The sequence below is a fragment of the Embleya sp. NPDC050493 genome (assembly GCF_044458105.1).
Taxonomy (GTDB): Bacteria; Actinomycetota; Actinomycetes; order Streptomycetales; family Streptomycetaceae; genus Embleya.
This window is the reverse complement of record NZ_JBITHP010000005.1, coordinates 415645-427809: the sequence shown is the minus strand read 5'-3', so window position 1 is coordinate 427809 and position 12165 is coordinate 415645. Positions and strand designations below refer to the sequence as shown.

Here is a 12165-nt window from a genome sequence, read left to right as displayed (position 1 = left end):
ATGGCCATGAGGTCCTCATCATCCCTGGTCCCCGCTACGGCCCGCTTGGAAGGCTCCCGGGGAGGTGTCGCGTCCCCGGTCCCTGGCCGGCCGGGTCGCTTCTGGAGCGTGGCAACCCGACCGACAGTAGCTCTCTTCGACATGCAACGACGACCCACGATGCGATCAACTGCCTTTACGGCAAAGGGATCTGACGCATCGTCATATATGAATTGACGACCAGTCAGATCCCACGAACCCCTGAAACCAAGCCTCTTGACGCACCGTCAGCCCAGAACCCGCCGTAGACACCACCACTCACTCCTGTGACCCACACAACACCGTAAGCCCGCCCCGACCACCCCGCCCAACCGACTCCGCCGGACGGATGACGCCCTCCCGGACCGCACGGCCCCCGTCCCCGCCGCGCCTCGGCACATGCGCCCAGCGCGATCGGAGCGTGTTCTCGGTCTGCCACCCGGGACGGGTGATGCACGTCCTCGGCCTGCGGCCCGCCGCAAGGGGACATCGGTGCCGAGAGTGACCTCCCGCCGGTCGGTACGGAATGCGGCGGGTTCGAACCCTCCTCCTCGGCCGACCACACGCTCTTCACAACATCAGACGCGTCGCCCGCGCTTGGTCTTCGCGCGCATACGCGCGCGAAGCTCGGCCTGATAGAACGCGGCTTTGTCGCCGCCCAGCCCGAAGTACGCACAGATGTCGGCCACCGTTTCGGCGTCCTCCGCAGTTCCCGTGAGCCCGATCTCGACGAGCCTCCAGAACCCCTCCCGAGCGTGGTGCCCGCATGCCTCTCCCGGACCCGCTCCTCCCCCGGTCGGCCCGTCGTCACCGGAACCGGCGGCCACGAACGACAACGTCTGCAGCAGCACACCTCGGGCCAGTGTCGAAAGATCACCCGCCAGTGCGGCCATGATCACGCCGACCGCCGGTGGAGTGCACTCGAAGATGATCGTGCTTTCCTCGACGTGACCGTCGAGGGTGTATCCGATCATGTCCCGGGGGGTCTCGGCAGTGATGATCGCCTCGATGAGAAGGGGCACATGCTCGGCAGAAGCACCGCAGCCACACTTCAGCGACGCCCAATCGACGCGTCGCAGTTCTGCACGCACCAGCTCACTGACCACCACCCCAGACCCCCCTTACGGTCTGCCGGGCCCCGGGCCCCCGGCTCCCGGGCGCCGATCCCGCCGATGCCGCCGATGCCGCCGATGCCGCCGATGCCGGCGATCAAGCATGAGCCGACTGTCGCCCCCACCGCCACCACGTACTTCACGAAGTATCCGCCACGGCCTATCGGGGTGGTCCCCACCGCCGGGCCGACTCGGTCCGCCGCCCCGGAATTCGGCACCCAGGTGACCGCCCACGGCGAGGGCGTGGCCGAACGCGTCGGCGCACCGGCCCAAGGCCGCGTCGGCCGCACCCTGGACACACCGCCGACCGGAGGCCGGATCGACCGCGCCGACCAGCCCGGCCGGCGGCTCGCCACCGACCACCGACGTCCGCTCCCCCGGGCACACCGGCCGGGTTGCCTTCGTCGCCGGTCCCATCCCCACTCAGGAACGCCGCACTGCCTGCGGTTTCATGCCCCGGCGGCCCCGCCTCGGTTCAGGCCGGCCGCATCGGCTGCGGGCCCCGGCCGGCCCACCCAGGCTCGGCCCCGCCACACACCCCGGCGGCCCGCCCCGGCTCACGGCCGCCGCGCCGCCAGGGGGAGACCGGTCAGGCGTGTCGGGTCTGCGATCACCTCGATCCGGGTGATCCGCCCGGTCTCGATGGTCAGCCGTAGCGCCGCGAACAGCCGTCCGCTCGGGGCGATCACGATGCCCGGCCTGCCGTCCACCAGGGCCACCTCGCCCACCCTGGCCCGGTGCGCGAACACTCGGGTCTCCTCGGCCACCGCCCGCGCACCGCGCACGTCGTGGTCGGCCCCGTCCGGCACCGCGAACCGATCCACCTGCCGGACTACGTCCGGCGCCAGCACCCGAAGCAGGGTGTCCAGGTCGCCCCCGCGCGCGGCCGCCAGGAACGCGTCGACCACGCCGTAGTGTTCGGCGAGGTCGGCCCCGTCGACGGTCGCCACCCCGCGTACGCGCTGCCGCGCCCGGCTGGCCAACTTCTTGCTCGTCACCGACGACCGCCCCACAACCGGAGCGATCTCGGCGAACGGGACGGCGAACAGGTCGTGCAGTACGAAGGCGACCCGCTCGGCGGGGGTGAGCCGGTCCAGCACCACCAGCAGGGCCTGGCCCACGGACTCGGCCAACACCGCCTCCTGCTCGGGTTCGATCCCGCCCGACCGCTCCAGCACCGCGTCCGGGATCGACGAAAAGGATTCCTCGCCCCGGGTCCGCCGGATCCGCAACATGTCCAGGCACACCCGCGCGACCACGGTGGTCAACCATCCGGCCAGGTTCTCGACCCCGTCCACACCCGCCCGGTCGACCCGCAGCCAGGCGGCCTGTACGGCGTCGTCTGCGTCGTCCAGCGAGCCGAGCATCCGGTAGGCGACCCCGCGCAGGTGGTCACGGTGCGCCTCGAAACGCGTCGCCAAGCCCTCGTGTCCGTTCATGGTCACCTTTTCCGTCAGGCGTCAGTCAAAGGGGAGACGAACCACTCCGCACGACACCGACCGCAGGGGGACAACGAAAAACCAGGGGCCGACCCACGACTTTACCGTCGCCGTATCGCACCCACCCGGGCCGTGCCCGTCCGGCCCGCATCGCCGCGGCCCACCACCCCGCCCAACCCACACCGGCGGCACCGAAACGGTCCGCGCGGCACCCCGTGCTGCCCGATCGGCGCCACCGTCGTCCGATCCGTACCAAGGAGAAGCCCGATGAAGTTCTTCCGCCTCGACTCCAGCATCCGAATCGAGGACTCGGTCAGCCGCAGCCTCGCCGACCTCGTCGAGGCCGAGTGGGCTCGCGTGCACCCGGACGCCGAGTTCGTCCGCCGCGACCTGGGCCGTCGGCCGCTACCGGCGATCTGGCCCGTCGCCGAGGCGAGCCGGGCCACCGAGGAACATGCCCGGACCGACGAACAGCGCGCCGCGACCGCGTTCGCGGCCGAACTCACCGACGAATTGCTCGCCTGCGATGCGTATCTGCTCGCCGTGCCGATCTACAACTTCGGCGTTCCACAGCAGGTCAAGCACTGGATCGACCTGATCATCACCGACCCGCGAGCCGCCGACGTCGGTCGGCGAATCCTGCCGGACCGACCGGCGGTGCTGGTCGAGGCCCGAGGCGGCGGCTACGCCCCCGGGACCCCACGCGCCGGCTGGGACCACGCCACGCCGTACATGCACCGCATGCTCGCCGACGTCTGGGGCCTGGACGTGGTCACCGTCAGGGCCGAACTCACCGCGGCCGACGTCAACCCGGCGATGGCCGAACTCAGGCCGCTCGCCCACCGCCTCCTCGCCGAGGCCCGGGACAGGGCGACCGACCAGGCCCGCACCATCGCCGATCGCCTCCGCGCCGCCCCCAAGCCCCGGACACCCACAGCCGCTTGACCGACGAACTAACGGCCTGTTACCCACAGACCGCCCCGAGGCGAATGTCGCGAACCGCTCCGCCGCACTGCTGATGCCCCATCAGACCTCCAGACCTCGGAGGCAAGCGTGAGTTGCGCGCCGCAGTCGAGAACTACGAGCCGTAGGCGGCCCATCGGGACACCGCGGGGCACGGAGGAGAGATGGGGCGGTAACTCCGAAAGCGACCCCAAACCGACCGGGTGATCCGCGCGCAGGAGGGTAGGCGCTCTCGGCAGGGGCGGGCGGAACGGAGAGGATTCCATGGCCGACATACGAGCAGTGGGATGGGCGAAAGCCTTCCCGGTCAGCGGCGGAGTCGAGGCCGGGAGGCGCTGGGCCCGAAACCATCTCGCGTCCTTGGAATGGACCAAGGAAGCGAGCGAGACCGTGGACGATGTCATCCTGACCGTCTCGGAGTTGATCACGAACGCCCACGTCCATGCCCACAGCACGGCGCAACTGGTGCTGGCATGGGACAACCGATGCCTGAACGTCTACGTCAGCGACAGCGGCCCGGGCACCCCCATGCCGCAGGAGACCGACACGACGACGCCGTCCGGTCGCGGGTTGACCATCGTCGACGCCGTCGCCGACGAGTTGCACATGTGCTCGAGCAGACACGGCAAGGCCGTCAGCGCCTGCTTTTACCCGCCCGGCCACCCCAACCCTCACGGCACCCCATGACGGATGCGGGTGGCGCGCACCGATCCCCGTGACGCACCACGGAGTCCGGGAACGAACGACCCTGCGACTCCGCAGGGTTGACGCAGGTCCGCCCCGGCCGGTGCAGCCGGTGAAACCGACGATTGGGTGACGCGCCCCCACGATCGATGCGCGGCGACCCTCACTTGGGGGCTCAAGGTCATCCGTGATCTCCGAAACCTCGGAGACCTCCGAGACCTCAAGTCGCCTCCTCCGCCCACACGGCGTGTAGCTCGGCGGTCCTTTCCCGCAACGAAAGCCCCGGCCGGCGAAACCTGAAAGCCAACCCGGAAGCCTAAAGCAAAAGGCAAACCGAAAGGAAACCGAAAGGCAAAGAGGCCGTGGCCTGACCCGCTTTTCCGGGTCGAGCCACGGCCTCGTCACGTAACGTGCCGCCGTCGTTCGGCATTTCTACCAGCGGTACCAGCGGCCACGACCACCGCCACTACCGGCGGAGCGGAAGACGAAGCCGAGCGCCCAGACGATCAGCACGATGACAGCAATCCACCACAGTGCTTTCAGTGCGAAACCGGCACCGAAAAGAATCAGGGCAAGAAGCAGGACAACCAGCAGCGGAATCATTGTTTTTACCTCCACCCCACGTGTGCCCCGCCCTTTCGAGTACATGCCTCGAAACACGACCGTTTACCGACAGCATTTCCGGAAAGAAGTCGTCGCCGTTCATGGACGCGAGATCGTCGCGGCTGCGACGAACGCATCGCCGACCCCAGCCCCCACCCCCGGGCTCCGAGCCGCCGACCCACGGGCGCGGGCATCCGGCAGGACCGGACCCGCATCGCGCGAACCGAGCACTCGACCCGCCCACTGTCACCGACGCGGTCACCCGCGCCGCCGCCTCCCGGCCGACCGAGAAGCCTTGCTTTCCAAGCAGGAAAGCCCCCGGCACCTGGCCTGGCCACCCTTCTTGCCGAATTGCCTTACCGAATTGCCTACCGAATTTCCATACCGAACTCCCGGTGACCACGCACCGATCCGCTACGCAGCCGGGCAGAACTCCGCGGCCAGCACGCCGTACTGGTTGTACAGCTCCCACATCTCCCAGTCGCCGTTCTGGTTCCACGAGATCATGTGCGTCGCATCGGCGTTGGAGTACGTGTACGTCTTGGAGCCGGGCAGCCCGCCATTGTGCCCGTACAGCACCTGCTTACTGCCGTCGCCGCAGGTCAGTGTGCGCTTGGTGATGCCCAGGCCGTACTCGGCGATGCCGATCTTCCAACTGGGATCGGCGTACCAATTGGTGGGCGCGGTGGCGTCGTTCGGCGACTGCACGTTGCTCAGGGCCGGGTTCGGGATGCACTCCTGCCAGCGGTCGGTGCGCGCGCAGCCGAGTTCGGGCACCTTGATGCCCGCCGGGTTGGTGTTGAAGCTCGCCTCCGCGATCATCCGGTCGCGGAAGGTGGACGGCAGCAGCGTCTCCGTGGTCAGCAGCGCCTTCATGAACTTCAGCAGGTCGCCGGTGGTCGAGACGAGCGCGCCGGTGCCGTAGGTGTAGGTGACGTTCTGGTCCCCGGCCGGCCGGCCCAGCCAGACGCCGCCGATTCGCTGCTTCAGGAAGTTGGTCCAGTGCGCGTCGTGCGGCGCGGGCAGGACCGGGTCACCGTTGCGCGGCAGCGTCGTGTTGGTCAGGCCGATGCGGTTGATGACCCGCTCGGTGAGTGCGTCCTCCCACGACATGTTCGTCTTGGCGGCGATGATCAGGCCCAGCAGCGCGTAGTTGGTGTTGGAGTACTCCATGCCCTTGCCGGGCGCGAACTGCGGGCCGTTGACCGCACCTTCGGCAACCAGGTCGGCCGGGTTCGGGTACGACGTATTCGGGAACGTAACGGCCGCGTTCGCCTGGAAGGACAGGTCGGACAGGTAATCCGCCACGCCGCTGCTCATGTTGAGCAGGTTCTGCACGGTGATCTGCTTCGCCGGGTCGGTCGAGGGGGCGAAGCAGGGGCCGAACAGCCGGCAACCCTGGCGGCCGTTGGCGTTCAGGATCGGCCCGAGAATGCTGTACACGTCGTCGGTGAGCTTGAGCTTCTGCTCGTGCACCAGCTGCATGATCACGACGGCGGTGAACATCTTGGTGTTGCTCGCCGCCCGGAACTTGGCGTCGACCTGACGGGTGGCCGGCGCCGCGTGGTTGTCCACCGAGCCGGTCCACTGCACGCCGTCGACCTCGGTGCGGACGATCATGCCGGGGATCTGGTCGGAGCCGTGACCGGTGCTCACATCGTTGGTGATCAGGCGCATCGCGTCGAGCACACGCTGGTGGTCGCCACCGGGCGGGGTGGTGGCCTGGACCGGCGCTCCGGTGGTCGCGACGAGCACGGCAGCGCAGGCAGCGGCGGCGACCATGCCGCGGCGCAGCGGACCGGGTCTGCGAAGACGGGTGACGTACGTGCGGCGCATGGCGCGCCTCCCTGATGCGGAGGAGAGACGGAGGACGTGCGCACGTTGTCATCACCGGCCCATCGCGGTCTTGGAGAATTCCGACAACAGCCGAAGGGACGCCGTCCGTACAGCCTGAACTGCCGACTGCCGACTGCCGACTGCCGACTGCCGACTGCCGACCGGCTGCCGGGGCCGTCCGCATGCCCGTGCTCCGGATCCTCATCTCCTGCGCTCTGTGCCGCCCCGCAGGATCATGGAAGTACGGGGGCGCAGGAGGTGACGACCGAACCCAGGGGTCGCCCCGGCCCCCGACGGGCTGAGAAGGCGATCGGCGGCTCCCGGTCGACGCGGGGGCGAGGCAGCGACGCGGAAAGGTTGCGAAAGCCCGGGATCGAGGGGCACGGAGCGTATCCGCCGTCGAGGAGGTCACATGTACGCCGCAATGACCCAGCCCGTCCGGCTGGAAGCCAGGCTCGAAGCGGAACCGTCCCGCTGGCTGTGGGTGGTGAAGTGGCTCCTGCTGATCCCGCACGCGATCGTGCTGTTCTTCCTGTGGCTCGCCTTTTTCGCGGTCAGTATCGTGGCGTTCTTCGCGATCCTGTTCACCGCCCGATATCCACGCCCGCTGTTCGACTTCAACGTCGGTGTCCTGCGTTGGACCTGGCGAGTTTGGTACTACGGGTACGGCGGGCTGGGCACCGATCGCTATCCGCCTTTCACCCTCGCCGAACACCCCGACTACCCGGCGCGATTCGACATCGTCTACCCCCAACGCCTGTCGCGTGGGCTGGTGTTGGTCAAGTGGTGGCTGCTGGTCCTTCCACAGCTCGTCCTGGTCGGGATCTTCACCGCCGGTGCGTGGCGTTGGGGCGGGCTCATCCCCGCGCTGGTGCTGTTCGCGGGCATCGCGTTGCTGTTCACCGGCCGCTATCCCAGGGGCATCTACGCGTTGGTGATCGGCCTCGACCGTTGGGTGCTGCGCGTGGTCGCCTACGAGGCCCTCATGACCGACAGGTACCCCCCGTTCCGCCTCGATCCGGGCGGCGCGGAACCCCAACCGAAACCACAACCCGAAGCGGGCTCGGCGGCTTCCGCTTCCGCCGGCGAAACCCCCGGCGCCTCGTAAGCACCCGAACGGAAGCGCAGACCGGTACGAGCGACTCGCCGTCGACAATGCCCCCGCTCCACAAGCCCTCCGTTCACGCACGGGAACAGGAGCCGAAGCCTCGCGAATCGACGCGGCCCGGGACCTCGCGGGTGGAACCGGCGAGTTGCGAGAAGGGCGAGTTGCGAGAAGACCAAGGAAAACCGCGAGGCTTCCCGGCGGCACGTCCCCACCGCCGGCTCTTCGTGTCCGGCCACGGACGAGGGCGGCATCTTTCGTTCGGCGCGACGGTGCGGCGTCTGTTCGGCCTGACGGACAGTGTTGGCCATGTGCACGCGATCGGACCAAGCGATGGGACCCGGCCGATGAACGACCTCGTCGCGGGCTCGGACCCGGCGCGATCACGGGTCCGGGATTTCGGCCACATGGTGGGCCGCCGGCCGACGGGGCCACTCAACGCGATCACCGACGTCGGTGGTGTGCGCGTGGGCCACACGACCCTGCGGGACGACACCGTCGGCCTGTACTCGGGAGTCACGGCGGTCGTCCCCGACGCGTTGACGACACATGCCTCGTTGCGGGCCGGGTTCTTTGTCGGCAACGGGTACGGCAAGTTCGTCGGCGCCACCCAGGTAATGGAACTGGGCGAGGTGGAGACACCGATTCTGTTGACGTCCACCATGTCCACGTTCCGTGCGGCCGACGCCCTGCTCACCTGGGTCCTGGGCCGGGCGAAGACTCCGCCGACCTCGCTGAATCCGGTCGTGGGCGAGATCAACGACTCCTGGCTCTCCCACACGCGCCCGCGCCCGCTGACCGCGGACCACGTGCACGCCGCGCTCGACGCGGCATCGCCGGGCCCCGTGGCCCAGGGCAGCGTCGGCGGGGGGACAGGCGCGTGCGCGCTCGGCTTCAAAGCGGGCATCGGGACCGCGTCCCGCCGCCTTCCCACACCTGCGGGTGACGCGACGGTGGGGGTCCTCGTCCAAGCCAACATGTCCGGGGAACTGCGGCTCCCCGGAGGGCTCCTGACGCCGTCCCGGCTGGGCCTGCCCACCGCCGGACCCGCCACCGAGGAGGGTTCGTGTGTCGTGGTGGTCGCCACCGATCTGCCGTGCTCCGCTCGCGACCTGACCCGGATCGCAGGCCGAGGTGTGTTCGCTCTCGGCCGGGTCGGCGCGGCGTTCGCCCACGGCAGCGGCGACTACGGACTCGCGTTCTCCACCACGCGCGACACCCGGTCCCTGGCCCCGGCGCTCGTGGACGCGGCCTTCGCCGCGACCATGGACGCCGTCGAGGAAGCCGTCCTGGACGCCCTCCTGGCGGCCGGCACCGTGCGCACACCCTCCGGGCGCGAGGCGTTCGCCCTACCCCACGCGGCCGTCCGCCGAGCCCTGGCATGAACGCCCCCACCGTTCCCGGCCGCGCCTCCAACCCCGCCGCCGATGTCGCCTCGGCGCCGTCGCCCCGGCTGGGAATCCTGGGTGGCATGGGTCCCCTGGCGACTGCGCACTTCTACCGCTGTCTGATCGAAAGCACCCCCGCGCACAGCGATCAGGATCACCTTCCGGTCGCCATCTGGGCCGACCCGTCCGTGCCCGACCGCACCCGGGCGCTCCTGGGCCGAGGACCCTCCCCGGTCCCGGCGATGCTCGCCGGCCTGCGCTGGCTGGAACAGGCCGAGGTCACGTGCGTGGCGATCCCGTGCAACACGGCCCACGCGTACGTGCGCGAATTGGGTGAACACACCGATGTCGTCATCCTCGACATGATCACCGCCGCGTTGCGGTCCTGTCGCACGGTGCGGCCCGACGTACGACGTGTCGGTGTCCTGGCCACGCGCGGGACTCGTGCGGCCCGCTTGTACGAGCAAGCGGGAAAGCGGCTGGGGTTGGACATCCTTCAGGTACGTCCGGATGCTCAGGAACGGCTCGTGGACGCGGCCATCCACGCGGTGAAGAGCGGAGGCGACCTCGACCGGGCGTCACGTGAGATCGCCGAGGCCGCCCGCGAGCTGCGCGACGACGGAGCCGAGGTGGCGGTCGCCGCCTGTACGGAGATTCCGCTGGTGATGGCCCAAGCCCAGGCGATCCTGTCGATCGTCGACTCGACGGCCGCCCTGGTGGACCACGTACTGACACATCTGCGCGCTTCCCCACGCGTCACCGTCCGTCCGCCCGGCGCGGGGTCCTCGAGTCGAGGACAGCGGGCGTAGCCGCGGCATGGCGGCGAAACGCGTCTCACCGTCGTAGACGTCGGTGCCGCGGATCGCGACGACGCACCGGAGCCGACAGCGGAAGCTGTCGGGATGCACACCTGTATGTGCCTGCGGCCTCGACGGACTCGCCGACGGAGACCGGCGTCGCGGACGGGCACGGTCCCCGATCCGGAGCTGCTCTGCGCGAGCGACGGCACCGGTCCGCAGCCCGAAACCATTCCGTTTCGGGCCGCGGCGGTGAACGGGGCGACGATGGCTCGCGGCGTCCGGCGGAGTGGATCAGCGCCGGTGCGAGGCGCTGATGTCGTGGAGATGGATCACGATGTCGTAGGTGGAGCGCAGCCGGGTGTTCTCGTACGCGTCGACGGGCCAGGAGGCACCGATGTTACGGATGGGGTGGGAGGCGGTGAGCCAGTCGCGGGCGGTACCGGGGGCCGCGGTACGCGTGTCGAGGTACCAATCGTGTCCGGACACCTTCTCCAGGGTGTTCTCCCCGCTGCCCTCCCCGGCGGGGCCGACGTCGACGCGGCGCCAGGTCGTGCCGGAGGCGGTGGGGTCGATGGCGTTGAAGGAACCTCGGCCGAAGGTGAACCCGGCGTTGACGTAGCGTGTTCCGAGCCGTTCGCGCAGGAATTGCCCCTGCGTCTTCGGCTGGCTCTCGGGTACCGCGCTCTCGCCGGCGATGTGGGAATTGTGGGCGGACAGGAACACCTTGGTGCCGGTGTGCCGCTGCCACCAGGCGGTGTTGTCGGCCATGACCTGGTCGCGGTATGTCAACGCGGCGGCGGCGTCGTTGGCGATGTCGAACCCGAAGAGGGTGGCATTCTGGGCAATGGCCCGGGCGTGTTGGAGCATGAGGTCGTGTTCCTTGGCGGGGATGCCCGCGGGACGGTGCTCCAAGAGGGACAGGACGCGCCGGGTGTCCTCGCGCATACGTGTGCGGTCGGCCAGGGGCAGGGCCAGGCGCGCGTTGAAGGTTTCCTCCATGGAGGCCGTGGGTCGGGACTCGCGGTACAGCCGTCGGACCTCGGACAGCAGGTCGGGACGGGTGCGGGCGACGTACGACGTGACGGTGTCGAACAGGGCGGGCCCGACGAACTCGGGGCCGTCCCCGGCGACACGGACGGGGCTCTGCGGGTGGCGCAGGTTCCAGGCTCGTATCCACCGGAACAGGTCCCGGGTCTCGGTGGTGTTCCACAGGCTGCCGCCGGCCTGGAACTCCTCGTCCATGATCGTGTCCAGGTCGCCCCTGCCGTGGCGGACCCACTCGTCCAGGCGCACCCCGGCGCTCCACTGGATCTCCAGGACGAAGCTCCGGAAGCCTTGGCGCTCCACCAGGTGCCGGAAGAGGCGGTGTTTGACGGTGTAGAACTCACTCGACCCGTGCGTGGCCTCGCCCACGCCGACCACGTCCGCGCCGCGGATCATCGTGTCGAACGCCCGCAGGTCCGCGTCGGAGCCGCCCGGGACGGTGCTGCCCAGCGGGTGCGCGGTACGCGCCAAGGCGCGCGCGGGATCCTCCTGCGACGAGGAGGAGTCGGCGGGCACCGCCGAAGAGGCCGCCGCGGCCTGAGCGGGCGTCCCCGAGACGGTTGCCGCCAGACACAACAACGGCAGGACCGGAAGCAGGATGCGGCTCAGCCGCCCCGACCTCGGCCCGCAACGGCGAATGGCCACCGGGATGTCGGTGTTCCCGGACGGGTGCAAAAAGTGTGATCCCATGACTCAGACGCTAGGCAACCAACCACACTCGGCGCCTCGTTCGCGAGGCCCAGGACTCCAGTACCACCCGATGCGACACCCCCCAGTACCCACACCACCCGGAAGACCGCAGGCAACGACGGCCACCGGGGGCAGGCCGCCCGGCGCCGCACTCCCCCGCCAGGTGATCTCGAAGTGACAACCGATCCGCTTCGGGAACATCCCCCGCACATGCCACAGTCGATGCTTGCCCGGGCCCCACCTCCCGAGACGTCGTGTGGCCCGCCGCTCTCGACTGCTGTCGACTGCAACCGGGAGTATCTCGGGAGATAATCATGTGCAACTCACAGCAGTCCACAGCACAGGGCAGCACATGAGAGCAGTCACCAGGTACGGCGAAGAGGCGGGGGGGGGGGGGGGGGGGGGGGGGGGGGGGGCCCGCGGGGGGGGGGGGGGGGGGGGCGGGGGGGGGGGGGGGGGCGGGCGCGCCCACAACTGAGCACG

10 protein-coding genes are annotated in these 12165 nt (G+C 69.6%); 5 read left to right on the top strand and 5 right to left on the bottom strand.

The genetic code is table 11. The features are described from left to right. Positions 1-596: 596 nt before the first annotated feature. On the bottom strand, positions 597-1127 hold the full coding sequence (locus tag ACIBM5_RS13925) for a hypothetical protein (protein WP_396007040.1): 531 nt from the start codon (positions 1125-1127) through the stop codon (positions 597-599). A gap of 560 nt (positions 1128-1687) precedes the next feature. Beyond that, on the bottom strand, positions 1688-2569 hold the full coding sequence (locus ACIBM5_RS13920) for a sigma-70 family RNA polymerase sigma factor (protein WP_396007039.1): 882 nt from the start codon (positions 2567-2569) through the stop codon (positions 1688-1690). Positions 2570-2836: 267 nt separating this feature from the next. On the opposite strand from ACIBM5_RS13920, the gene ACIBM5_RS13915 reads away from it, so the two are divergent. Both ACIBM5_RS13915 and ACIBM5_RS13910 read left to right on the top strand, forming a co-directional pair. Then, positions 2837-3514 carry an FMN-dependent NADH-azoreductase gene (locus ACIBM5_RS13915; RefSeq protein ID WP_396007038.1) on the top strand — a complete coding sequence of 226 codons (678 nt, stop codon included), beginning with the start codon at positions 2837-2839 and terminating at the stop codon, positions 3512-3514. A gap of 282 nt (positions 3515-3796) precedes the next feature. Continuing rightward, positions 3797-4219, top strand: a complete 423-nt coding sequence (locus tag ACIBM5_RS13910) for an ATP-binding protein (protein ID WP_396007037.1) — start codon at positions 3797-3799, stop codon at positions 4217-4219. Positions 4220-4648: 429 nt separating this feature from the next. Here the strand turns inward: ACIBM5_RS13910 and ACIBM5_RS13905 are convergent, their stop codons facing one another. Both ACIBM5_RS13905 and ACIBM5_RS13900 read right to left on the bottom strand, forming a co-directional pair. Next, a complete protein-coding gene (locus ACIBM5_RS13905) occupies positions 4649-4819 on the bottom strand; it encodes a DUF5670 family protein (protein WP_020554947.1) in 171 nt (56 codons plus the stop codon). 414 nt (positions 4820-5233) lie between these two features. After that, positions 5234-6655, bottom strand: coding sequence for a serine hydrolase domain-containing protein (locus ACIBM5_RS13900; RefSeq protein WP_396007036.1), 1422 nt, complete (start codon positions 6653-6655; stop codon positions 5234-5236). Between the two features lie 412 nt (positions 6656-7067). Here ACIBM5_RS13900 and ACIBM5_RS13895 point away from each other — a divergent pair, with 412 nt between their 5' ends. From ACIBM5_RS13895 to ACIBM5_RS13885, 3 genes are all read left to right on the top strand, one after another. Continuing rightward, positions 7068-7763 carry a DUF4389 domain-containing protein gene (locus ACIBM5_RS13895; protein ID WP_396007035.1) on the top strand — a complete coding sequence of 232 codons (696 nt, stop codon included), beginning with the start codon at positions 7068-7070 and terminating at the stop codon, positions 7761-7763. A 344-nt stretch (positions 7764-8107) separates the two neighbouring features. Then, a complete protein-coding gene (locus ACIBM5_RS13890; protein WP_396007034.1) occupies positions 8108-9145 on the top strand; it encodes a P1 family peptidase in 1038 nt (345 codons plus the stop codon). Beyond that, positions 9142-9957 (top strand): aspartate/glutamate racemase family protein, encoded by an 816-nt coding sequence (locus ACIBM5_RS13885; RefSeq protein ID WP_396007033.1) that lies wholly within the window; start codon positions 9142-9144, stop codon positions 9955-9957. The genes ACIBM5_RS13890 and ACIBM5_RS13885 overlap by 4 nt, the downstream gene beginning before the upstream one ends. Before the next feature lie 282 nt (positions 9958-10239). Here ACIBM5_RS13885 and ACIBM5_RS13880 read toward each other — a convergent pair whose 3' ends face one another. After that, complete coding sequence (locus ACIBM5_RS13880; RefSeq protein WP_396007032.1) at positions 10240-11682, bottom strand: erythromycin esterase family protein; 1443 nt, start codon at positions 11680-11682, stop codon at positions 10240-10242. Positions 11683-12165: the final 483 nt, after the last annotated feature.

Bases quoted from the DNA above. Each gene is read 5' to 3' on its own strand.
- ACIBM5_RS13920 (WP_396007039.1), bottom strand. From the start codon at position 2,569: ATGAACGGACACGAGGGCTTGGCGACGCGTTTCGAGGCGCACCGTGAC.
- ACIBM5_RS13915 (WP_396007038.1), top strand. From the start codon at position 2,837: ATGAAGTTCTTCCGCCTCGACTCCAGCATCCGAATCGAGGACTCGGTC.
- ACIBM5_RS13910 (WP_396007037.1), top strand. From the start codon at position 3,797: ATGGCCGACATACGAGCAGTGGGATGGGCGAAAGCCTTCCCGGTCAGC.
- ACIBM5_RS13905 (WP_020554947.1), bottom strand. From the start codon at position 4,819: ATGATTCCGCTGCTGGTTGTCCTGCTTCTTGCCCTGATTCTTTTCGGT.
- ACIBM5_RS13900 (WP_396007036.1), bottom strand. From the start codon at position 6,655: ATGCGCCGCACGTACGTCACCCGTCTTCGCAGACCCGGTCCGCTGCGC.
- ACIBM5_RS13895 (WP_396007035.1), top strand. From the start codon at position 7,068: ATGTACGCCGCAATGACCCAGCCCGTCCGGCTGGAAGCCAGGCTCGAA.
- ACIBM5_RS13890 (WP_396007034.1), top strand. From the start codon at position 8,108: ATGAACGACCTCGTCGCGGGCTCGGACCCGGCGCGATCACGGGTCCGG.
- ACIBM5_RS13885 (WP_396007033.1), top strand. From the start codon at position 9,142: ATGAACGCCCCCACCGTTCCCGGCCGCGCCTCCAACCCCGCCGCCGAT.
- ACIBM5_RS13880 (WP_396007032.1), bottom strand. From the start codon at position 11,682: ATGGGATCACACTTTTTGCACCCGTCCGGGAACACCGACATCCCGGTG.